18 protein-coding genes are annotated in these 23,371 nt (G+C 48.6%); 14 read left to right on the top strand and 4 right to left on the bottom strand.

Translation table 11 applies throughout. From position 1 onward, the window contains the following. Window positions 1-95: 95 nt before the first annotated feature. Window positions 96-2,810 carry an aconitate hydratase AcnA gene (gene acnA / locus M3629_RS26190; protein ID WP_251511580.1) on the bottom strand — a complete coding sequence of 905 codons (2,715 nt, stop codon included), beginning with the start codon at window positions 2,808-2,810 and terminating at the stop codon, window positions 96-98. 362 nt (window positions 2,811-3,172) lie between these two features. Between acnA and M3629_RS26185 the strand changes: the two genes are divergently transcribed. The 14 genes from M3629_RS26185 to M3629_RS26120 all read left to right on the top strand — a co-directional run bounded on the left by M3629_RS26185 (window position 3,173) and on the right by M3629_RS26120 (window position 19,412). Then, window positions 3,173-4,171, top strand: a complete 999-nt coding sequence (locus tag M3629_RS26185) for an amidase domain-containing protein (protein ID WP_435368276.1) — start codon at window positions 3,173-3,175, stop codon at window positions 4,169-4,171. A gap of 138 nt (window positions 4,172-4,309) precedes the next feature. Continuing rightward, a complete protein-coding gene (locus M3629_RS26180) occupies window positions 4,310-5,410 on the top strand; it encodes a D-alanine--D-alanine ligase (protein ID WP_251511575.1) in 1,101 nt (366 codons plus the stop codon). A 59-nt stretch (window positions 5,411-5,469) separates the two neighbouring features. Beyond that, complete coding sequence (locus tag M3629_RS26175; protein ID WP_251511573.1) at window positions 5,470-5,793, top strand: hypothetical protein; 324 nt, start codon at window positions 5,470-5,472, stop codon at window positions 5,791-5,793. A gap of 193 nt (window positions 5,794-5,986) precedes the next feature. Continuing rightward, on the top strand, window positions 5,987-6,988 hold the full coding sequence (gene uvsE, locus M3629_RS26170) for a UV DNA damage repair endonuclease UvsE (protein ID WP_251511571.1): 1,002 nt from the start codon (window positions 5,987-5,989) through the stop codon (window positions 6,986-6,988). A gap of 109 nt (window positions 6,989-7,097) precedes the next feature. Next, on the top strand, window positions 7,098-7,961 hold the full coding sequence (locus tag M3629_RS26165) for an inositol monophosphatase family protein (protein ID WP_244159478.1): 864 nt from the start codon (window positions 7,098-7,100) through the stop codon (window positions 7,959-7,961). Window positions 7,962-8,252: 291 nt separating this feature from the next. Then, entirely contained in the window at window positions 8,253-8,570 is a 318-nt protein-coding gene (locus M3629_RS26160) for a hypothetical protein (RefSeq protein ID WP_251511570.1), read from the top strand. Window positions 8,571-8,839: 269 nt separating this feature from the next. Then, the gene (locus M3629_RS26155) at window positions 8,840-10,165 is read left to right on the top strand and encodes a stalk domain-containing protein (protein WP_251511567.1); all 1,326 of its coding nucleotides are present in this window, start codon (window positions 8,840-8,842) and stop codon (window positions 10,163-10,165) included. Window positions 10,166-10,602: 437 nt separating this feature from the next. Then, window positions 10,603-12,390 (top strand): sensor histidine kinase, encoded by a 1,788-nt coding sequence (locus tag M3629_RS26150; protein ID WP_251511564.1) that lies wholly within the window; start codon window positions 10,603-10,605, stop codon window positions 12,388-12,390. Continuing rightward, the gene (locus tag M3629_RS26145) at window positions 12,365-13,918 is read left to right on the top strand and encodes a response regulator transcription factor (protein WP_251511561.1); all 1,554 of its coding nucleotides are present in this window, start codon (window positions 12,365-12,367) and stop codon (window positions 13,916-13,918) included. The genes M3629_RS26150 and M3629_RS26145 overlap by 26 nt, the downstream gene beginning before the upstream one ends. 256 nt (window positions 13,919-14,174) lie before the next feature. Further along, window positions 14,175-15,464: an ABC transporter substrate-binding protein gene (locus M3629_RS26140; protein WP_251511558.1), complete on the top strand. Its 1,290-nt coding sequence runs from the start codon at window positions 14,175-14,177 to the stop codon at window positions 15,462-15,464. 139 nt (window positions 15,465-15,603) lie between these two features. Further along, the gene (locus M3629_RS26135; protein WP_251511726.1) at window positions 15,604-16,506 is read left to right on the top strand and encodes a carbohydrate ABC transporter permease; all 903 of its coding nucleotides are present in this window, start codon (window positions 15,604-15,606) and stop codon (window positions 16,504-16,506) included. Window positions 16,507-16,508: 2 nt separating this feature from the next. Then, on the top strand, window positions 16,509-17,348 hold the full coding sequence (locus M3629_RS26130; RefSeq protein WP_090924547.1) for a carbohydrate ABC transporter permease: 840 nt from the start codon (window positions 16,509-16,511) through the stop codon (window positions 17,346-17,348). A 178-nt stretch (window positions 17,349-17,526) separates the two neighbouring features. Then, window positions 17,527-18,702 carry a rhamnogalacturonan acetylesterase gene (locus tag M3629_RS26125; protein WP_353056781.1) on the top strand — a complete coding sequence of 392 codons (1,176 nt, stop codon included), beginning with the start codon at window positions 17,527-17,529 and terminating at the stop codon, window positions 18,700-18,702. Between the two features lie 314 nt (window positions 18,703-19,016). Further along, a complete protein-coding gene (locus tag M3629_RS26120; protein ID WP_251511556.1) occupies window positions 19,017-19,412 on the top strand; it encodes a sensory rhodopsin transducer in 396 nt (131 codons plus the stop codon). A 141-nt stretch (window positions 19,413-19,553) separates the two neighbouring features. On the opposite strand, the gene M3629_RS26115 is transcribed toward M3629_RS26120, so the two are convergent. The 3 genes from M3629_RS26115 to M3629_RS26105 are packed head-to-tail and all read right to left on the bottom strand — an operon-like array spanning window position 19,554 to window position 23,273. Next, window positions 19,554-20,708: a Ger(x)C family spore germination protein gene (locus tag M3629_RS26115; protein WP_251511553.1), complete on the bottom strand. Its 1,155-nt coding sequence runs from the start codon at window positions 20,706-20,708 to the stop codon at window positions 19,554-19,556. Further along, window positions 20,708-22,183, bottom strand: a complete 1,476-nt coding sequence (locus tag M3629_RS26110) for a spore germination protein (protein ID WP_251511541.1) — start codon at window positions 22,181-22,183, stop codon at window positions 20,708-20,710. The genes M3629_RS26115 and M3629_RS26110 overlap by 1 nt, the downstream gene beginning before the upstream one ends. Next, window positions 22,158-23,273 (bottom strand): GerAB/ArcD/ProY family transporter, encoded by a 1,116-nt coding sequence (locus M3629_RS26105; protein ID WP_251511524.1) that lies wholly within the window; start codon window positions 23,271-23,273, stop codon window positions 22,158-22,160. Before M3629_RS26105 ends, M3629_RS26110 begins: the two co-directional genes overlap by 26 nt. Window positions 23,274-23,371 lie beyond the last annotated feature (98 nt).

Here is a 23,371-nt window from a genome sequence, read left to right as displayed (position 1 = left end):
TCAATACTCAGCTTTAAAAAGCCCCGCTTCATCGTGCAGTATGCACATGAAGCGGGGCTTTGCTATATCATTTTATCCCATGAAAGATTAAGGGATTACGCTTTTTTCATCATTTGACGCAGTACCGTTTGCAGGATACCACCGTTGTGATAGTAATCCACATCAACCATGCTGTCCAGACGAGCAATAACAGGGAAGTCGAACTGTGTACCGTCTTCACGAGTTACGGTTACTTTCAATTCTTGACCTGGTTTCACATCATTGCTCAGACCTGTGATGTCAAACGTCTCACGTCCGTTCAGGCCGAGGCTGGACCAGCCATGACCCTCCTGGAATTGCAATGGCATAACGCCCATGCCCACCAAGTTACTGCGGTGAATCCGCTCGAAGCTTTCCGCGATAACCGCTTTGACGCCGAGCAAGAACGTACCTTTGGCTGCCCAGTCACGGGAGCTTCCTGTACCATACTCTTTACCTGCGATAACGATGAGGTTCTGTCCTTCAGCCTGATACTTCATGGAAGCATCGTAGATGGACATTTCCTCGTCTGTTGGCAAGTATTTCGTAATACCGCCCTCAGTACCTGGAGCTACCTGGTTACGAATACGGATGTTGGCGAATGTACCACGCATCATGACTTCATGGTTACCACGGCGTGAACCGTAGGAGTTGAAATCTTTGCGCTCTACGCCATGCTCTTTCAGATACAATCCAGCTGGACTGGACGGAGCAATGTTACCTGCTGGTGAAATATGGTCCGTTGTTACGGAGTCACCTAGCAGTGCCATTACACGTGCAGCGCGGATATCGGAGATGTCATTCAGCTTGTCACCAAGCTCCTGGAAGAATGGCGGGTTCTGGATGTAAGTGGAGTTCGGGTCCCACTCGTACAGCTCGCCTTCCGGTACAGCAATTTGGTTCCAACGCTCATTGGCAGTAAATACGTTCTCGTACTTGTTGCGGAACATCTGTGCATTCAGGGAGCTTGCAATCGCATCCTTGATCTCTTCGGAGCTAGGCCAGATGTCTTTCAGGAATACAGGTTGATTATTTGGGTCGTGACCGATTGGATCGGTTTCGAAGTCAATATCAACTGTACCTGCCAGTGCGTAAGCAACAACCAGCGGTGGAGAAGCCAGATAGTTGGCTTTTACTTGTGCGTGTACACGGCCTTCGAAGTTACGGTTACCGGACAATACAGCCGCTACAGTCATATCGTTGGCAGCAATCGCTTCGCTCACTTCATCCGGCAGTGGACCGGAGTTACCGATACATGTTGCACAGCCGTAACCGGCAACGTTGAATCCGAGTTGGTCGAGATAAGGGATCAGACCTGCTTTTTCCAGATACTCGGTAACGACGAGGGAACCTGGAGTCAAGCTGCTTTTCACATATCCTGGTTTAGTGAGACCAAGTTCAACCGCTTTTTTCGCGAGCAAACCAGCGCCGACCATAACGCTAGGGTTGGATGTATTCGTACAGCTTGTGATCGCCGCGATGACTACAGCTCCAGCTTTCATCTCAGTAGTGGAACCGTCAGGGTGCTTCACAGGCACTTTTTGTTCAATCTTCTCATCGCTCAGTCCATATCCACCTTTGTCGACAGGAGTACGGATGATGCTGTTGAAGTTTTCTTTCATTTGAGTCAGCTCAATACGGTCTTGTGGACGTTTTGGTCCTGCAAGACTTGGTACAACGGAGCCGAGATCCAGTTCAATTACATCCGTGAATTCCGGATCAACGGTGCTGGAAGTACGGAACATGCCTTGAGCTTTGTAATAAGCTTCAACCAGTTCTACTTGCTCGTCGGAACGTCCTGTGCTACGCAGGTAGTTCAGTGTTTCGCTGTCTACAGGGAAGAAACCGATTGTTGCGCCGTATTCCGGTGCCATGTTGGCAACTGTTGCACGGTCAGCAAGGCCAATGTTGGCAAGGCCTGGTCCGTAGAACTCAACGAATTTGCCGACAACGCCTTTTTTACGAAGCATTTGGGTAACGGTGAGCGCGAGGTCAGTTGCTGTTGCGCCTTCGCTCAGGCTACCTGTCAATTTGAAACCGATAACGTCTGGTGTTACAAAATAAAGCGGTTGGCCCAGCATACCTGCTTCGGCCTCGATACCACCTACACCCCAGCCGACAACGCCGAGACCGTTGATCATGGTGGTGTGGGAGTCTGTGCCTACAAGGGAATCCGGGAATACAACCGTTTCGCCATCAACCGTTTTGGTTGCAGCCACGGAAGCAAGGTACTCCAGGTTAACCTGGTGAACGATCCCTGTGGATGGTGGAACAGCACGGAAGTTATTGAATGCCGTCTGTGCCCAACGAAGGAAGCGGTAACGCTCTTCGTTACGCTCGAATTCGACCTTAATATTGTAATCGAGTGCATCACTGGTTCCGAAAGCATCAACCATAACGGAGTGGTCAATAACGAGATCAACGGGAACGAGCGGGTTGATCTGTTTCGGATCGCCGCCTGCTTTTTTCACGGTGTCACGCATTGCTGCAAGGTCAACAACAACCGGTACACCCGTGAAATCCTGCAATACGATCCGCGCAGGAATAAACGGAATTTCCTTATTATTATCACGGCCTTCTGCCCAGCCGGTCAGTTGTTTAACGTGTTCTTCGGTGATAGCACGTCCGTCGAATTGACGAATCGCTGCTTCAAGCAGCACTTTAATCGAGAAGGGAAGCTTGGAAAGGTCGCCGTGGCCGCCTTCCTGAAGAGCATCAAGACTGTAGTAGCGGTAAGACTTGCCTCCAACCTCAAGCGTACGAGCGGCGGAGAAATGGTTCTTGGCTGACATACATGTACCTCCTTAAAATGTGTCGGTGAGATGAAGAAAACGTTCGTTTCTAAATGAAGAACAGGCCTTCACCGTTCCGTGTTCTTGTTCAGTGGTTTCATCAGGTGAAACATAATTTCATAATCATAACTTTAGTTCTAAGTATACCGTTTTCACATCCGTACGTAAAGGGGTTTTTGCCTGTGCAAGCAAGCGTTTGGAAGGATGAAGGCGTTTTCTACATTCTGGTATGAACGTGATTGATTTTGATCTTTTCAGGTCATAGATTTAGGTGCGTCATTTGAGCTGTGCACATACAACCGATATTCCCTTCATATGAATAATAGGAGCAGACTGAACTCATGCCAAAGGGGGACACAAGCTTGGAACGCGAATGGAAGAGTGCCTTATATACGTACGTCAACCAGTACAATCGCTGTGAGATCGATTACCGTCCACAGACGAGTGAACGGATCGTAACCGATCCTGAATTTGTGGTGGAACGGGGAGAACGCATGGCAAGACTGGATGAATGGTACCGCAAACGGCGTGCCGTACCTCTTCGTAGCGAGACTAGCGCCAAGCTTGTGCGTACACTCATTGATGGATCTGATGAAGCGGTAGTGGAAGTGCAACTGTACAGCAGGTTGTTCTATGAGAAAAGCGGCATCACCCACCGGGAAGATCGGATCGAACGGGAACGATTAACCTTTTTGCGTGAAAATGGGCACTGGAGTATAGCGCGTGTGGAACGAGAAGTGCCGGAGCGCCGTCCAGCGGGAGAAGGACGTCCGTATCAACAAGCTGATTTTGTACAGGCGGTGAATCGGCCGCTTCTGAATCGGGAAGTATTGGGTCAAGGAAGAAGTTCCAAAAGGCATATTTATCGTCGGGATCTGGCTGTGGCCTACGCAGATCGATGGTGGAATGCAGGCAATCCGGCGTATGAAGAATTCGATGTGGACTGCACGAATTATGTGTCCCAGTGTCTCTTTGCAGGGGAAGCACCCATCCACTATACTGGTAAAAGAGAAGCGGGCTGGTGGTATAAAGGATATGTGAACGGCGCGGAAATGTGGAGTTACAGCTGGGCTGTATCCAACAGTCTGGCAAGATATCTATCGGGTAGCAGCTGGGGGCTGACGGCCACCGAGGTGGATCGTCCTGAGCAGCTTATGCTCGGAGATGTCATTTTCTATGACTGGGACGGCGATGGGAGGTTCCAGCACAGCACGGTTGTTACCGCTTTTGACGCGGGGGGGATGCCGCTGGTGAACGCACATACGGTGAGCAGTCGCCATCGTTACTGGGATTACCGGGATTCCTATGCCTGGACGGAGCGGACGATATACCGGCTTTTTCATATCGCGGATGAATTTTAACAGGGAAAGATTTGCGAGATTCGGTGACGTAGATAGCCGGTTCCGTGTAAAATAAGAACAGAGACCGGAAGCAGCGGGGCAATCGCTTGTAACGGCTGCGCAGATAGCATCACGTACAGATATAATCGGAGGTTACGCATGAGTATGGATAAATTAAAAGTAGGCGTCGTATACGGCGGAAAATCGGGCGAGCACGAGGTATCGCTGCAAACGGCGTTTGCTGTAACAAGTGCATTTGATTACGAAAAGTATGAACTGGTTCCTTTTTATATCTCCAAGCAGGGGACGTGGAAAAAAGGAGCGGTAATGCATGCACCCTTTGCACGCATTGAAGATTTGAAGCTGGAAAGCTCGGCAGGGGGCACACAGGACGCGCTGAATGCATTATTCGCACGTTTATACGGTGGAGCAGAAGCGCTGGACATCATGTTTCCGCTGCTGCACGGTACGTTCGGTGAAGATGGAACAATCCAGGGTATGTTCGAGATGGCGGATATGCCGTATGTAGGTGCAGGCGTGCTGGCATCGGCAGGCGGCATGGACAAAGTCGTGATGAAAAAGCTGTTCGCCCAAGCCGGGATTGACCAGTGTGCCTTTACGTATTTTAACGCGACACAATGGAGACAGACCGAACACGAAATGATCGTACAGGTTGAAGATCAGCTGGGGTATCCATGTTTCATCAAACCGGCTAACCTTGGCTCCAGTGTAGGTATTTCCAAAGCGCGTAACCGCGATGAACTGAAAACAGCGATTGAGTTTGCACTCCGGTATGATACCAAAGTGGTCATTGAGGAATTTGTGGAAGCACGCGAGGTCGAGGTTAGTGTTCTTGGGAATGATGAACCGATGGCTTCGGTTCCAGGCGAGATTGTTTCTTCTGGTGAGTATTACGATTATGCAGCCAAGTATATCGACGGTCAGTCCCAGATGCTGATTCCTGCACCACTGGACCCTGAGGCAGCAGATCGCATTCGTGAAGCGGCATTGCAGGCGTTCCGTGCCATTGAGGGTAACGGCATCTCTCGTGCAGATTTCTTCATTCGCAAGTCGGATGGAGCGCTGCTGATTAACGAAGTGAACACGATGCCTGGCTTCACTCCGTACAGCATGTACCCGCTCTTGTGGCGCGAGACAGGTGTGTCGTATGCCGAATTGTTGGATCGCATGATCGAACTGGGACTGGAGCGGTATAACCGCAAGCAGGCACTGAATTACGAAAACGGCGTTCAGGCATAGCCTGGACGATCCGTTATCCAAGCTAGATTTCCACTATCAGGAGATTGGGAGGAATGTGCATGGGATTTCAGACAGAGTTTAATTCCGTATGTAAATTCAAAAGCGAGCAGGAGCTCTTCGAACTGCTAGAATATGGTCGCGGTAAAATGGTTAAACAAGGCTTCCGGGTGTTTCCAACCGGGCAAAAAGTCATTGCCTACACTCCGGACAATGTCGCGGTGGCTATTGTGAAAATTGTGGCTTCCATTGCGGAAATCAACTTTCAGAACCAAGAAGTAACGGAAGTAGAGATGCAGCTTATTCGCAAGCTGACCGAGGAAGAATCACGGGTCCAGACGGCGCTTGCCGATGAGATGTTCTTTGGGGAACAGGCTGAGGGTTAGAGTCTACCGATGGGTATGATCATAGAGCCTCATACGGTCTAGCTCCTGTAAGAGAGCGATCGGCCGGATTTGCAATCGCGGGATTACGCTCCCCTGTTTAGGGTAAAACTTGGTTATATACCATGTCGGGTTAACTTCGCGGCTGTCTTCAGTCGTGCAAGTCTGTCCGTCCTAAACAGAGAGGAAGAAATTCATGCTTGTACGTTTCGGTTACGTGGCGATGTCGGTGCTGGTGGAGAATGCTTCGCCTTCCAAGACGATGACAATGGCCAGTTTTAATAAAATCGGAGACAGGGAAGCGGCGATTCGCAAGCTGGAACGCATTGCAGCCGAGAACCTGCACAATACCTTACGTTTGCTCCGGCACAACAAAGGTAGCCATATTCATGTATATCGCTTTTCTTCGAAATTAATTCCACTGGCTACCCATGAAGATTTGAGTGACTGGGACCCGTTTCCGGCACTGAAACCGGATTTCGAAGCCATTGGCGACTTCGTGAAGGAAAATCAGATGCGCGTATCCTTTCATCCGGATCATTTTACCGTACTAAGCACCCCTCGCGAAGAGGTGTTGCGTAACTCGATGAAGGATCTTCGTCATCATGTCCGAATGCTGGATGCCATGGGCCTCAATGCGACAGCCAAGAACAATATTCATATCGGTGGTGCATACGGGGACAAGCCCTCGGCTGCACGGCGTTTTGAGGATAATTTTTTGAAGCTGGACCGAGACATCCAGGAGCGACTGACGCTTGAAAATGATGATAAAACCTTCAATTCACCTGAGACACTGGCGGTATGTCAGAACCTCGGGTTGCCAATGGTACTGGATATTCATCACCAGTGGGTGAACAACGAAGGCGAGCAACCATGGGAGCTGTGGCCGGATATTTTAAAGACCTGGCAATCACCGCTGGCCCAGGCCGACGCATCGCCGGATCGACCTCTAGTCCCCAAAATCCATGTATCCAGCCCGAAGAGCGAAAAGGACCCTCGTGGTCATGCGGATGGAGTGGAGGTTGAGCCCATACTTGATTTTCTGCGCCATATTGCAGCGGATACACCGGCCCTTGATGTCATGATCGAGGCGAAGCGCAAGGATGAAGCCCTGGTGCAGCTGATGCAGAAACTGGCCTTTTATCAGGATGAAGGTGTTGAATGGGTGGACGAGTCCACGGTACGAATTCATCCGTGAAGCCAAAAGGGGCTTGGACAGCAAGAAACTTTACGAATCCTCAGACGTATACTTCTAAAAAGTATTTTTAACTTTTTCGTAGATTGATATAGAAAGTAGAGTGAACGCTTTGAGTGAAAAGGAAAAGGTACCTTATGTCGTGACAAGCAAAAGCTATACTGCCGTTGCCATTAATGCTGCGTCCAAAGCGGGCGAGTGGATCAAGAGCCGTCTGGGTACAGTAAGTGAACTCGGAACGAAGTATTCTCCTCAGGATCTGGTGACCGAAGTGGATAAAGGGGCAGAGCAGATGATTCGCCGCCTGATTCTGACCCATTTTCCAGACCACGCTATTCTCGGGGAAGAGGGAGTTGAACCGGGGCCGGAAGCTTCAGCAAGAGCGCTGAAAGAAGCAGCAGAGGAAGAGTACCTCTGGATTGTTGATCCGGTGGATGGAACGACGAATTTTGTGCACGGATTCCCATTCTATTCGGTGTCTATTGCGCTTGCGCATAAGGGTGAAGTGATTGTGGGTGTCATCTACGATCCTTCCCGAGACGAATTGTTTGTTGCGGAAAAGGGAAAAGGAGCCTATGTGCACGGAAACCGGATGACGGTATCGGGTGAGGAAACCCTAACGCAGAGCCTCGTGGCGGTAGGCTTCCCGGCGGATACAACGTTTGCGTTGCCACTGAATATGGCCGCTGTTCAAGCTCTTGCTCCGCAGGTACGCAATCTGCGTGCAGGCGGGTCAGCTGCCATTCATCTGGCTTATGTTGCTGCTGGTCGCCTGAGTGCTTACACGGAAGTTGGCCTCAAGCCCTGGGATATTGCTGCAGGTGCGCTACTCGTTGCGGAATCCGGTGGTAAGGTGACCGATACGATCGGAACACCATATACGCTAGCCGTGAATCATATCGTTGCCAGCAATGGCAAGATTCATGAGGCGTTGACGGATGTACTTAAAGAAGCTAAGGCTACCGGACTGGAGTAATCTGAAGGCAGCTTTGGTTTGGTATAAGTTACTTATATAATTTGAACTATTCTTTTACACGTTAACGAAGGGGACAGAAAAAACCTGGAAAAGCGAAGCGTTCGCCTAAAAGCTTTCTGCAAGAAAGTTGCATCGGAAGCATACGCTTATCACCGGATTATTCCCTTTGGAAAAGGGAATTCAAAAAATCTGGGGATAACAGCTACCCTCAAGGCTATTCTGTCATCGGAGTGGACTGTGTAAAATCTTTAGTTTAACTTATATACTATTATATCAAAGGAGCGAATAACGATGGATGAATCCAAAGAACTGGAACGACGGCTTAGCGACATGCTGACGGAAGGAGATATGGAAGCGTCCGGTGATGCTGAAGAGCAAGAACGTCAGCTCATTCCTCCGAAGTACGAGGTGCGTATTCAGACAGAACGAGATCCGATTGTGGAGGAAACGTTAAAGTTTCGTACGATGGCTCGTGAACTGGATGATCGATATGACCGGTATTTGGATCGTGCTACCGGACAGAAATCGAAGGCGGACGGCGGACTGAAGCCAGGTCAGCGTGCGGATCGAGAGCAAGTTAGAAATTCAGGATCGGATAGCGAAGCGTAACATACAGGAAACATATGAACATTAATGGACATACCATCATAAGGATATACATTCTCAATAGGATTGCTCTCATACGATAGAGACGGATTCTAAAAATAATAGACTTCCCGGCATAGGGAAGTCTATTATTTTGCGCGCACATTTAGGCAAGAGGACAAAGCTATATTTGTAGTGATAGAATAGAGGTACACAAGCATATGTCATCGGAATGAATGGTGTACTATACAATCGTGTAAATGCTGGATTTAACTAAAGGAGTGTTCACAAGAATGAAGCGTAAACGTATTTGGAAAAACACCGCCGCAGGGCTGAGTGCCAGCATGCTGGCAGGTATGCTGCTACTTACGCCGTCCACATTACCGGCACATGCTGCCGATGCCAAAACGGGCGTATTACCTGTGGCTTCAAATGAAGCATCGCTTACGGCAACCAAGAAAGATGCTACTGCGGTAACCAAAGAGTTCCGGATCGTCACATTGGGTGATTCTATTACCGTAGGATATGAGCCCAAAATGACTACGTTGCCTTACGGTTACGTTGAGCGTTTGCAAGAACAAGGCTTGCTCCATGGGCGCACACAAGTAGATAACTTCGGCATCGCTGGACTTAAAACGAGCGGTTTGAAGAACTTCACCGATGCGATTAAGGAAAGCAAGACGCTGACTTCTGAAGCCATTCAACCGAGTCTGCCTGATCCAAGAGTGGGACAGATCGGAGCTAATACGGCTGCGATCCGTGAAAGCATTGCACAGGCTAACCTCGTTGCGATGACGATTGGCGGCAATGATGTTTCGGAGCTCCTTGGTACAGCGACTACGATGAGCGACCAAGAGCTGCAAGAGAAAGTGAAAGAGCTGCTATCAACGTATACAACCAATGTTACTGCTATCATTAATGATATTCATGAGATTAATCCATCTGCCCGGATTGTTATTGCTGACCAGTATCAGCCGATGCCGGAAGTAGCGGGCAAAGAGCTGTATGCCAAGCTGATGCAGGCTTCCCAAGGATTCACACAAACGATTGATGGCATTGCTGCTCAGTTCACGGCTAAGGGTGCAGATGTGAAAGTAGCCCATGTAGCCAAAGATTTTGTGGGCGGTGAAGGCACGATGACACATATGATCAAAAATCGTGATTTCCACCCGAATCAGCTTGGATATGCTGCTATTGCTGAAGAGTTTGCGAAAACAATCTGGGGCGACTACACGAAACTGACCGCGCCAGATGCAGGCCAGCCGATGAACATCATCGTAAGTGGCAAGATGTTGAACACACCGTATAAACCGGTTATTCGTAACGGCAAAAACTTCGTCGCGATCCAGGATATCGTAAATGCGGTGGGTGCCAAAACCGTTTGGGATAACAAAACGTCAACGGCAACCATTACCTACGGTGACCGCACAGTAGCTGTGAAGATCGGAGCGAATGCCGTGAAAGTGAACGGCGCATCCGTTGCAGTGGACACTCCGGCCTTCCTGAACAAAGTAGGCAAAGAAGCCAAAACGTATGTACCTGTGGCTATGGTAGCCGAAGGTCTGGGCTTTGATGTGCAGTATATCGCGAAGCTCAAAACGGTATTTGTAAATCCATAAAGTTTTTAATAGGGTTAAAAGTGATAAGGTGAACTCGTAAGGAGTGACCTTTATTCCAAAGATATCATGAGTGGCGAGGAGGGACTTGTTCCTGACTCGTCATTTTTTTGTTTTTGTGCTATACCTAACATTGCTCTCCTGAGTAACGCAACTCTCCTGGCATTATAATTCACTCACACGCTAACCAACGTTGCCACGTAGATAAACAAGTTCCACTAAAAAGTGTTATAGTCAGCTATCTTGATGATTGTATACCTTCTCAGATGACCCAAAATGTTGTATAAATATGACTTGTCATCCGACCATGGATGTGTAAATATGAAAATAACTTACAAGTAAACTGCATATGCAACCCAATTCAGACCCTTATCAGCTTCATCGTAGGCCGGTATCCCTCTAATCCAGCAACCCTTCGCCAAGCAAAGGAGCGCTCCCGAGTGAGTAAATTTAAAAACGCTTTCACCACACTACCCATTCACCACAAAACGATGTTGCTGATTGGATTTTTAATGCTGATCAGCTTTGCTTTCTACGTATCTGTCATGCAGTACGTGTTAAATATTTATGACCGCCAGATCTATGAGAAGTCTTCACAGGTGCTGAATATGTCTTCGGTTGGTATCGAGAACAAGCTACGCGAGTTATCCAATCTGTCCTTCAAAGTAATGTCGGATGAGCCACTGCAACAGTATCTATTGCAACTGGAGAAGGCGGAGACCGGATATGAGCGGAATAGTCTTCGTAAAAAGATTACAAACCGACTCGTTGCCTACGCTGGTTCCGAGAAATATGTGTACTCCATGATCTTTATCGACAACGATAACAATGTCATGGCGGCAGGTAATCGGGAAGGCATCTCAGAAGCGAAGCAACAGGAATTGATTTCGCTCGGTGAGCAATATTCAGGTTCCAACGTCTGGCTGGCAAGTGGGGATCAACAGGCGAGGCTACTATCGGTTAGACAGGTGAAGTCTTTTACAGGCGGAGCATTTACGCTGGATAAACTGGGAACCCTCATTATCCGTGTGCGGCTGGATCGGATCGTCCAGGATCAGATGCAGGAACCAGCGGAGGACTCGCAGTTGCTGATCGTTGATGGGACGGAAGTCATCTACCCAACCGAATCCACCGTAAGCAAATCCGAAATTGCGGAAGAAATGAAGCGGACTCAACCTTACGGAATTGCTACGTTGGAGCAGGGTAAATATTTTGTTGCAAGAGCCCATTCATCCTATACCAGCTGGAATTATTTATATACCACGCCATTTGATCAGATGTTCAAACAGATTCAATTTGTCAAACAGTTAGTCATGGTCATTTTTATTATGATCTTTCTGGTGGCTCTTGTGATTGGAGCTAAATTCTCTCGCAGTATCACCCATCCGATTGCGCGATTAATCAAAAAAATGCGTAATATTGAAAAAGGGGATCTGGATAAACTGGAGGAGGCAGCCCTGGGCAACATTCCCGTATCTCCGCAAAATGAAGTCGGACTTCTACATCGAACGTTTAAAATGATGTTACAACGGATTCGAGAGCTAATAGATGAGAATTATGCGAAGCAGCTCGTCATTCGTGAAACAGAATTGAAAGCGCTTCAAGCGCAGATTAACCCACACTTTTTATACAATACGCTCGAATCTATTAACTGGCTTGCCAAAGTGCAGAAACAGCATCAAATCTCCGAGATGGTCGAAGCGCTTGGATTCCTTCTGCGCAGTTCGGTCAATATGTCCGAGAAGTGGATTACGCTGGAACGGGAGCTGGATATCGTGCGCAGTTACGTGACTATTCAGCGTACCCGGTTTGAGGAAAGACTTGATTTTGACATGGATATTGCACCTGAGGTCGGAACAGCTCGAATTCCCAAGTTGACATTACAGCCGCTTGTAGAGAATGCCATTCACTATGCGCTTGAACCAAGCATCGAACCTTGCCAGATTCGAATTCGTGGCAGAGCAGAAGGGGAGCATATTCGGATTGAAGTCGAGGATAACGGGCCGGGTATGACCTCCGAATTCATGGAACGTTTGCAAGAAGGACAGATTCAGACCAGAAGGCAGGGCATAGGGCTTACCAATATTCAGGAACGTCTTAGGCTGACCTTTGGTGATGAAGGTACCATGAGCATAAGCAGCAAGCCTGGATCAGGAACTGTAGTATCGATCAGCATACCTTGGATCAGAGAGGACGATGACGATGTACAAAGTAATGCTCGTAGATGATGAACGTGTCATATTGGAGGGGATTTCTCAGGTGGTTGACTGGGAGGCTGCAGGGACAGAACTTGTGGATACGGCCAGAAATGGAGTGGAAGCACTGGGTAAAATCGAAAGCGCCAAACCCGATATCATCATTACGGACATTTCGATGCCGGGTCTGGATGGTCTGGGTCTAATCGAGAAGGCTTCCGAAGCTTATCCCGCCGTACGTTTCATCATGTTATCCGGCTACAAGGAGTTTGAGTATGCTCGCAAGGCGATGCAATATGGGGTAAAGCATTATCTGCTCAAACCTTGCAACGAGAGTCAGATTCATGATGCCTTGGTTGAGTTGTTACAAGAGCGCCAGGATGCGCAGGTTAAAGAACATGTGGCAGGAGAGATCAAGCAGCGTCTGCAGCGAGTGCTTCCCCATGTGAAGGAACAGTTTCTGCTGGAGTTCATGACCAATCGTACGTATGGGCCCGTGGATTTGGCGTATTACCAGGATTTATTCAATCTGGAGCTTCAACAAAATAGAGTCCGTTTACTGTTGCTTCGGATTGTGGATGAGCATGATTACAGCCATTTATTTGCGATAAAAAATATAGCTTCTGACCTGCTGCCTGAGATTCTGTTAAGCACAACGATTGAAGGCAAGCTATTGATTGTGCTGGCTGAACCAGAGGATGTACATATACTAAAGGAGCGGATTGAAGCGGTTCGCGAGACATTTACGCGTCTGTACAGATTAGAGCTAACGGCTGCGCTCAGCGAAGCGGATCATATGACCCAGTCCCGGCGGTTGTTCCGCGAGGTGATGCAGTACTTGAATCATCGCTTTTTCATTGGAGAGGGCAAACTTATAACCAAGAATGACGTGGTGCTGGCAGGGGAGTGTGACGGTGTGAATGTGGAGCAGGATGCCGAGCAACTGTGCCAGTTAATTAAATCGGGGAATACGGAGGAGGCTGCGGCCGAGGTACATCGTCTGTTCGAGCAACTGGCAGACCAGAAGCTGGATATTGAGGTGACACGTGCTTATGTTGTGCAGTTATACTCTGCCATGATTCAAGTCTGCCCGCCTGAGGAGGCAACCGATTTCACGCAGCGGATGGCAGAACTGACGCATATGGATACGCTAGCTGATTTGAATACGTTTGTGGCAGAGAGTGCTGCCCGTTTAACCGCTGGTTATTATAAAAACTTCATCAGCCGGCAATCATCGGCGGTGGAGAAAATGATGGACATCGTAGACCGTCACTATGGTGAGGCTAACCTATCCTTGAGCGGAGTAGCAAATCAGATGTTATATATGAACCCCGACTATCTCGGCAAAATTTTCAAAAAAGTCACCGGTGAAAATTTCTCCAATTACGTTAATCGGCTGCGCATCGAACGGGCGTGTGAACATATCCGCAGGGGCGGGGATGTGAAGGTGTTTGAGCTGGCAGAACTGTTCGGTTTTGGAGGCAACTCGCAATATTTCAGTCAGGTATTCAAAAAATGGACCGGCATGACGCCTACGGAATACCGCAGATTCGGCATCTAACAGGGGATTAGAAATGGCAAAGCTATGATAATGTGAGGTCATACCGTATCTCAAGAGGAGGATAACCGGCGCTTGGAGCGTCAGGGATGTCCTCCTCTGTTTTTTGAACCAACAAGACGGTTTTGTGTATTCAACTTGGATCGTACTTTTGCGAAAATGACAATATCAAGTTTGTGAAAGCGTTATCAGTATATCGTTAACAAGATGGTGATAACCCGTTCACAATACCATATCAGCATAAAAAGGGGAGATTGGCATGGTGAAAAAGGCAATATTCCTGATGATGGCTGCGTTACTTGTGTTTACAGCAGCGTGTAGCTCAGGTGGAGGCAGCGAACAGGGGTCCGGGAGCAAGGGTGATTCGGTAAATCTTCGTATCGCATGGTGGGGCTCGGATACACGGCATGAATATACACAGAAGGTCATCGACCTATATAAAACGAAAAATCCAAACGTCAAAATTGATGTGGAATATGCTTCTTTTGACGACTACTGGAAAAAGCTCGCCCCGCAAGCCGCAGCCAACCAGCTGCCTGACATTATTCAGATGGATATTTCCTATATCAGCCAATATGCACAGAACGGTCAGCTTGAAGATCTCGCACCGTATCTGGGCAATCAGATCAAGGTGGATGATGTGGCCGAGAATGTCATCAGCACAGGTGTAATTAACGGCAAGCAATATGGTGTACCTGCCGGGGTTAACGTACTAGGGTTCCAATATGATCCTGCGTTGCTCAAGAAAGCTGGCGTAGATGCCATGCCTGAGAATCTGACATGGGAATCTTACGAAGCGCTTGGTAAACAAGCAGCAGAGAAGGGACTGTATCTGGATGGCGGCGTAGCTCCGGATATCTTCTTCCACTATTTCCTGCGTACCAAAGGCAAATCGCTCTACAACCCGGAAGGAACCGGGCTTGGATATGATGACGATGCTCTGTTCGTAGAGTTCTTCGGATTAATGCAACGCATGATCGAGCAGAAGGCAGCGCCATCACCGGATGTAGCTAACCAGACGAAAGGCATCATTGAAGAGTCGGATCTGGTGAAAGAAAAAGGCATCGGAGTATGGCAATGGTCGAACCAGTTTGTCGCTCTGCAACAGGTAGCTAACCGTCCGCTTGCCTTTGCACCAATGCCGGGACCGGATATGGAAAAAGGACTTTATATGCAACCAAGTATGTACTGGGGTGTAACGTCCAACTCCAAGGTGAAGGAAGAAGCAGCGAAGTTCATTAACTTCTGGGTGAATGACGAAGAAGCGAACAAACTGATCAAAGGGGAGCGCGGTGTGCCGATCTCCGGAAAAATCAAAGAGGCTATTGCTCCCGAACTGAGCGATGCAACGAAACAGGTATTTGAATTCGTGGCATCGATGGAGCCGAAAGCTTCTCCAATGAGCCCACCACCACCGGTTGGATCACCTGAGGTAATCTCCTCCTTGGCGGATGTAGTGGAAGAGCTGAACTTTGGCAAAATTACAGCCGAACAGGCAGCACAGACCTTCCGCAAAAATGCAGAATCCGTGCTTGCCAACAACAAATAACAATTGAATGATGGCTTGCTCGTCCCGCTTGCAGGGATGGACGGGAACCGGGCTGCTCGCTGAAGGCGAGGGCCTTTCCCCGTCCTGTCTGCAACATGAAGACGGTAGCAAGCTGATCCATGAAGGAGGTACGTTCCACTTGAGGCAGTATTCTTCGTTGCGCAGAAACTTGACGGGATATGCTTTTATCAGCCCATTTATTATTGGTTTTCTTGGATTTACGCTCATCCCGATGTTTGTTTCTCTCTACATGTCGTTCACGAGTTATAACCTGTTCACCTCTCCCAAATGGATCGGGATGGACAACTATACCAAGATGTTTTTTGATGATCCGAAATACTGGAATTCGGTTAAGGTTACGTTTTTATATGTATTTATCGGGGTGCCGTTAAGGCTGATTTTTGCCCTCTTTGTCGCAATGATTCTGAACACGGGCTCTCGAATGGTGGGAACGTATCGTACATTGTACTATCTGCCTTCCATCATCGGCGGTAGCGTGGCCGTATCCATTATGTGGCGTAACCTGTTCAGTAACGAAGGTGTCATTAACAGTGCGATGACCGCCATCGGCATTGGGCCAATCAGTTGGTTCGGTGACCCGGATGCGGCGCTTGTTATGCTGATTTCCCTGTCCGTGTGGCAGTTCGGTTCATCGATGCTGATCTTTCTGGCAGGACTCAAAAATATATCTCCCGAGATGTATGAGGCCGCAGGAGTGGATGGTGCGAATCCCATTCGGAAGTTTTTCAGCATTACGTTGCCATTGCTCAGTCCAATCGTGCTGTTCAATCTGATCATGCAGACAATCGGTGCATTTATGACCTTCGTGCCTGCGTACATCATCTCCAAAGGGGAGGGCGGCCCGATGGATGGTACGATGCTGTACTCGTTATATCTGTTCCGTCAGGCGTTTATGTTTAACAACATGGGTTATGCTTCTGCCATGGCTTGGGTGATGTTGATCATGATTGGTGTGCTTACAGCGGCTGTGTTCCTGACATCCAAGTTCTGGGTATTTTATGAATCTGAAGGAGGGAAGTAATCATGGTGTGGAGAAATGTAAAATGGCCAATCTATCACCTGTTCGTTGCCGCACTTGCCCTCCTGATGCTCTACCCGGTGCTGTGGATGTTATTCAGTTCTTTCAAGGAGAGTCGCACGATCTTTGTAACGGCAGAAAGCCTGTTTCCGACCGAATGGATCTGGTCCAACTATGTGGATGGCTGGAAAGGAACAGCCGGACGGCCATTTATGGATTACATCACCAATTCACTGATCATTGTGGTGATCTCTACCATTGGGGCAGTGCTGTCGTCGTCCCTGATTGCGTTTGGCTTTGCCAGACTGAATTTCAAAGGACGTACCTTCTGGTTCTCGCTGATGATGCTTACGCTGATGTTGCCGCATGACGTCGTATTGGTTCCGCAGTATATTATCTTTACCAAGCTGGGCTGGCTGAACACGATTCTGCCGATTGTGGTGCCTACTTTCTTCGGGATGCCGTTTTTCATCTTCCTGATGGTGCAGTTTATTCGCACGATTCCGAAAGAGCTGGATGAAGCCGCAACGATTGATGGCTGTAACAAGTTCAGGCTGTATATCCAGATCATCATGCCCCTGATCAAGTCTTCGCTGGCGACAGCGGCAATCTTCTCCTTTTACTGGAGATGGGAGGACTTGCTCGGACCGGTACTGTATTTGAACTCGCCTGACAAGTATACCGTATCCATGGCACTCAAAATGTTCCTCGATAGTGAATCTGCCTCCAACTGGGGTGCGATGTTCGCGATGTCGATAGTCAGTCTGGTGCCGGTTGTGGCTGTATTTTTCATCTTCCAGAAGCAGATTGTGCAAGGCATGAGTACGAGTGGTTTGAAGGGGTAACGAGGCGAGCAGCTATTGGGTGAGGACGCGCACGAAATAGGTAAGGTAGCCTGTTCCGCAACAAACAGCATATACATTGCAAGGAGGACACAAATTGCAGGAAGTACAGGGTAACGAAGGATTACGCGGGGGATATCATGTGGTGGACTCTGCGGACGAACAAGCGGATGAACAGAGTGTGACCTCCTGGAAGTTTAGCTTTGGCCCAAATGCAATTCTGGAAAAAGCAGATGGCTATTTGGCTGTTTCGTCAACAACGATATACGATGAGAGCCAAGGATTCGGATTTGAATCCGGTTCACTGGTGTATGAAAAGCAACGGGTTGAAGAGCAGGAAGATGGGGCGCCTTCTTCAAATGGGGGTTATCCATCGCAAGGGCAGGCAACAATGTCTGCCCGCTTGCGTTCCAGCTTTTGCATCCCGCTTAAGGCATCGTTTGTCGTCGATGTGCCCGACGGGACGTATCAGGTGTTATTGATTGCCGGAGATCCGCTTGCGGATACAATCACGCGTGTCAAAGCAGGAGAAGGCCGGCTGATGTTACCCACGATTCGCACGGTGGCTGGGCAATGCGCAGAAATGCGGTTTGCCGTTGTTGTTCGCGGGGGAAAGCTGCGTCTAACCTTCTCGGGACCTGCACCTCGGATCAATGCAATGGAAATAACGCTGGCCAATCAAACGATGACCGTGTTTCTCGCGGGCGATTCAACGGTAACAGATCAGCCAGAGAGCGGATACCCGTATTGCGGCTGGGGACAACTACTGCCTGCACAGTTCAAACATGATGTTGCCGTGGATAACCATGCACAGTCAGGGCGGAGTTCCCGTAGTTTTATTCATGAAGGCCGCTTGGATGCGATCATGAAGCGAATAAAACCGGATGACTTTTTGTTCATTCAATTTGGACATAACGACGAGAAGCCTGACCCGGAACGGGGGACAGATCCTTTTACCACTTATAAGCAGTATTTGAAAAAATATATTGATGCCGCACGCGAGGCTGAGGCGCGTCCGGTGCTGATCACACCAGTGCATCGCCGATACTTTGCGGAAGATGGCATATTGACCGATACACACGGCGATTATATCACTGCCGTACGTGAACTTGCGGCAGATGAAGAAGTGCCGCTAATCGATCTGGCCGAACGCAGCCGCCTGATGTTTGAGCAGGCGGGTGAAGAAGGAACCAAGGATGATTTTATGTGGGTGTTGCCTGGCGAATATATCAACTTCCCAACAGGGATGGAAGATAATACACATTTTCAGGAGCGAGGCGCAAGCCGCTTGGCAGAGCAGGTGGCTGAAGCTATCCGCGAGATGCATTTGCAACCATTGGAAATGTATTTGCGTTGAAACGCGAGCTATACAATTGCTTATATATTATAAGCGAGTAGAGCGAAGCAACGAGCGCAAAAAGTGGCCCAGCAAAGCGAAGGCCATGCTCTTTAAAAGCAGTGGAGGGTGAGCGAGGCAGCGAGGAGGGCGGAATCGGGAAAAGGGAGCAAAGCGCCCGCGTTTGGCACGGGATTTCCCCCTTGGAGGGGAATAGAAGAAATCCCGGACCAACAGCGGCCCAAAGCCCGATCCGCCCACCGAGCGTCCGCCCGCGAGCCACGTAATAGGTTTTAACTAGCACCATCTTCGCAATGAGCGAAAGGAGGAGAATCATGCCAGATCAATCAAGCCTTCCGAAATCCTCTTCCCACGGTCATACGTACTGGGTTATCCCGGATGGGTACATCCCGCCGGATAGCTCAGGTGCACTGGAGAGTCATGAGAGCATCTGTGTGTTAAACACGGGAGATGAGGATGCAACGCTGGAGATTACAATTTACTTTGAAGACCGCGATCCGCTGGAACATATGCAAGCGGAAGTCCCGGCTAGAAGAACAAAACATATCCGTACCGCATCGCTACGTGCCGGGGATGAAACTATCCCTTCCGGTGTACCATATGCGATCACGGTTTCAAGTAATGTACCCGTCATCATTCAGTACAGCCGCCTGGATACAACCCAGCCGGAACTGGCCTTAATGAGTGTCATGGCGTACCCTTTGGCATAAACGAAGTGAGCCAACAAAAAATAAATGAATATTGTACTGTGCCTTAATCATCTTGCCAAGCTAACAAGCACTGACCAAGCACAGAAAGACCTGTAATCTGCATCTGGTTTGATGCCGGATTACAGGTCTTTGCTCTTCGGTTTACTCCCCATATTTATACGTACTGGCATTCAGAATCTTCACGTCGACCTCAACTTTGCCGAGGTGAATACGAGCAAGGGGTTCTGCCCGCTGGGCAACCTCAGCTCTCCACCAATCGGGATGATGCCGGTAGAGTTGCTCTACAAGACCGAATGAATCTACTTTGCGCGCTTTGGTTGTGGCAAATGTGATCCGAATTTGAGCTTCCATCTGCTTGCCTGCCTCTTGCTCCATTACACGGGGAGAACGAAAAGAGCCATGATCCTCAGCAATCGTACCTTTCACCGAAGTGAACAGATCAAAGGTGATACCGCTAGCACTTTTTTTCGCCTTTATACGCGTTTTGGGTTTGTGAAGAGTCAAAGTAAGGTCAGGAGTACCGCCATGCTTCCCATAGACGTACAGCGGATATTGGTACACATGGTCATAATTTACGTAACGGGCGCCGTCTGCTTCGGCACCAGAGACTTTCCCCTGACTTTTTCCATTGCTCACGACGTAAAATCCATCCATTCGAATCAGCGGCGGGGTCTCTTCGCCGTTATGCCACGTCTGATTTTTAGTGGAAACGGAAGGCAGTAACACCACAGATGAAGGTTCTCTCAGACTATCAAGTAACTGATGCAGGCGAATGGGCTCATACCCGGAATGCTGCCTGTACAGTCTCATCGGTTCGAACAACTCAATCGTTTGAGCCGACTGGTTCAGGATCGCGGAGGGAGAGAGCAAAGTGGACAGATCTTGTTCTGTCGCATAGATCCATGGTGTATATCGCAGTTGTCCGGAATGAAGTAACGTGTTAAAAACATCCTCCAGTCGCCCTTCCAATGCATTTTTGGATAGCACAATTGCTTTCACGTGAGTCCACAACGTTTGCTGCTGCGATGTCTCATACAGATTGTTGATTGCCATACTTAACGTTGTGCCGGTGCCTTTTCCAATCCAGATTTGACTACCTTCTCTTGGTGTCGGCCCTTCCTGCTTTGCAATGCTGGAAAAATCGATTAACTGGGCGTACGTCGTATATTGATTATCCGCATAATCGATGCCAATGGCTGTAATAAAGTTAATGCTTTGCACTTCCTTGGAATCCCAGCATCCTGTCAGCAGCATGACACAAACTGCAACGATGCTACTTACGCAAGTCCATCTCATCAAGGTTTGTCCTTATGGCGGGTAGAATCCTGTGTGCGTAATACAGCTGGGCGTTTGGTGCGTGTCATGGAAGGTGGCATCGATACGGCCTGTGTGAAATCTCCTGGGATGTAAGGTGATACAGGGGAAAGGTAGGATACGCCGTAACACTCCAGAGATACGAGATGAACTAACAAGGCAAACAGAGCAACCATAAATCCGAATAACCCCAAGATCGAAGAAGCAATTAACATTCCGATGCGAACCTGGGATGTGGCTCCCCCCAGAACCGTATTCACCAGAATGTAGCTGGAGATGACGGAGATCGCTACCGTGACAATTATTGTGGGAGATGTAATTCCGGCACGAATGGCTGCATCCCCGATAATTAAGCCACCAACCACACTGACGGTCTGTCCCAATGCACGGGGTAGCCTTCTTCCAGCCTCATTGAACAGTTCAAACATAAAGATCATGAGGAAAGCTTCAAGTGTAACCGGCATGGGCAATCCCATCCGCGTCCCTGCAATCGTTGCGAGCAGGGGCAGTGGAATCTGCTCCAGATTAAAGCTGGTCAGACCGATGTAGAAGGCCGGAAAAAAACAGGCAATGAGCAGCCCGGCAATTCGTAATATCCGTTCAAAGGTCACGATGAAAAAGGGAGTGCTCTCGTCTTCAGGTGATTTTAACTGATTGAACAGTGTTGTCGGTGCGATGACGGCTACAGGTGACCCATCCGTGAGCACAGCAAAACGCCCGTTGATTAAGGAGTCCGCGACATAATCTGGACGTTCGGAATTATCCGTGAGCGGAAAGATGCTTCGCACGCCTCCCATGACCGCGCGTTCCATGATGGACGTGCCCATGATTCCGTCGACGTTAATCTGATTCAGATTGCTACGGGCAGTCTCTAGAATTTCGGGGTTAATAATATCTCTAACGTATAAGAGACCGATCGTTGTCTGTGTGCGATCTCCTTTTATGATTTTCTCATAACACATGGATGACGTTTTTAACCGTTTGCGAACCAGGGCGATGTTGGTGGATAGTTCTTCGGTGAAACCATCGCGCGGTCCTTTTACGGACGTCTCGATGGCAGACTCTTCTGGTGTGCGTCCCGGAATATTGGCAATATCCAGACTGCAAGCCTGTACACCATTTTCAAAAATAAGTACAAGCTGCCCGCTAAACAGGAGCATGTTTATGTTTTGGAGATCGGTAATGTCATCTATGGGTTTCAGGGTTAGCCCAAGCTCCTTGGGTACAGCCTCTTCCATAATCAATGTATGTTTTTCTAACCGTGGAATGATGAACTGATTGATTTGTTTACTGTCCACCAGCCCGTCGCAATAGAGCAGAATGACAGAACGAACAGTCTCATCTTGGGCAGAAAACGTCTGGATAACCACATCCGCACAGGATTCAAAGTTTTTTCTCAGGGAGGCAAGCAGGTTCTCGTAGGATGTTGTGTCAATCGGGTGTTTCTCCTTCTCCATGGCGTTGTTTCCTCCTCTGCTGGCGTGAATGGATGAAGGCAACGATTGTTGCCAGAACCGCAAATCCGCTCAGATACACGAGATTATATGGAAAGATGTAATCAACCAGAATCTTCGTGAAAGTAATATCATCCAGAGGGTACAGCATGGATAGAATAAAAAATATAGCCAAAGACGCACAAGTAACCATTCTTCTGGAAGTGCTCTTAATATTCCATATTTCTACCACAATATACATGGCCAGACTAATCCGGGTGAAAGAACCTGCGAGCCACTGATAGATGGAAAAGAAATCGGTCTGCGCAATATATTTGCCCAGGGAGGCAATGCGCCATTCTTCAAAAGCAGGGTATCTCATTTTGGCTGCTTCATAAGGGTCAAATTCTACGATCGCTCCAATGAGCGGACCTGTCGTTAAACCAACCATGATCAATGCAAGCATTAGATACTGCCATAGCTTGATACGTTTGGCGAGATGAGGCTGAATGTACCAGAGGAAAAGCAGTTCAAACATGCCTGCAAGACTGTAAATCATGCCATGAAATACAGGTGACCATCCATGCTCCAGCACAGGCAGAAGACGGTTGTAATCTTTATACTGGGAATTGACAATGGCGACGTAGAAGCCGAGCAACACAACTAATGGCAGAATCAGTCCTGCTGTGAAGGCGAGCGAACGCATACCCTTATAGGCAGCATATCCGCACAAAGCCATAAGTGCGATTGTTGTTGCGATCACAGGTGTTTCGGTCAGATAGTTCGTTTTGGCCCAAGTCGTGGTATCACGTAACGTAAAGTAGATGACGCATAGAAAAAAGAGACTGTTTCCCACCCGCAACAGAAAACCTACGGGTTTACCAAGATGGGAAGACAGCCAATCATGTAGAGTCTGATGTTGTAGAAAGCGTGACACGTAGGCCAGCATCAGTACAAAGATCACGAGTGGGCCGGTAGATAGCAAAACTGAGATCCATGAGTCCCTTTTGGCCGCACTCAGAAGGGCGGGAATAATTAATACATGGCTGATGAGGCCTACAGATAACATGATTAACATCATGGCTTGCAAGAACGAAGGTTGTGTACGCTTCATGCGGAGGAACTCCTTTTCAGAGTAGAGTATCCTCAGCAGTGTTAACGTGTTTGGAAAGCTTCATACAGGATCATCGCCTCAGGTACGTTAATCATCGT

The sequence above is a fragment of the Paenibacillus polysaccharolyticus genome (assembly GCF_023714295.1).
Classification (GTDB): Bacteria; Bacillota; Bacilli; order Paenibacillales; family Paenibacillaceae; genus Paenibacillus; species Paenibacillus polysaccharolyticus_A.
The sequence above is the reverse complement of the archived record's forward strand: the minus strand, read 5'-3'. Positions and strand labels throughout refer to the sequence as shown.

Coding starts and splice junctions, on each gene's coding strand:
- M3629_RS26180 (WP_251511575.1), top strand. CDS start 4,310: ATGAGTATGGATAAATTAAAAGTAGGCGTCGTATACGGCGGAAAATCG.
- M3629_RS26130 (WP_090924547.1), top strand. CDS start 16,509: ATGGTGTGGAGAAATGTAAAATGGCCAATCTATCACCTGTTCGTTGCC.
- M3629_RS26155 (WP_251511567.1), top strand. CDS start 8,840: ATGAAGCGTAAACGTATTTGGAAAAACACCGCCGCAGGGCTGAGTGCC.
- M3629_RS26110 (WP_251511541.1), bottom strand. CDS start 22,183: ATGGAGAAGGAGAAACACCCGATTGACACAACATCCTACGAGAACCTG.
- M3629_RS26120 (WP_251511556.1), top strand. CDS start 19,017: ATGCCAGATCAATCAAGCCTTCCGAAATCCTCTTCCCACGGTCATACG.
- M3629_RS26145 (WP_251511561.1), top strand. CDS start 12,365: ATGTACAAAGTAATGCTCGTAGATGATGAACGTGTCATATTGGAGGGG.
- M3629_RS26175 (WP_251511573.1), top strand. CDS start 5,470: ATGGGATTTCAGACAGAGTTTAATTCCGTATGTAAATTCAAAAGCGAG.
- M3629_RS26105 (WP_251511524.1), bottom strand. CDS start 23,273: ATGAAGCGTACACAACCTTCGTTCTTGCAAGCCATGATGTTAATCATG.
- M3629_RS26115 (WP_251511553.1), bottom strand. CDS start 20,708: ATGAGATGGACTTGCGTAAGTAGCATCGTTGCAGTTTGTGTCATGCTG.
- uvsE (WP_251511571.1), top strand. CDS start 5,987: ATGCTTGTACGTTTCGGTTACGTGGCGATGTCGGTGCTGGTGGAGAAT.
- acnA (WP_251511580.1), bottom strand. CDS start 2,810: ATGTCAGCCAAGAACCATTTCTCCGCCGCTCGTACGCTTGAGGTTGGA.
- M3629_RS26160 (WP_251511570.1), top strand. CDS start 8,253: ATGGATGAATCCAAAGAACTGGAACGACGGCTTAGCGACATGCTGACG.
- M3629_RS26140 (WP_251511558.1), top strand. CDS start 14,175: ATGGTGAAAAAGGCAATATTCCTGATGATGGCTGCGTTACTTGTGTTT.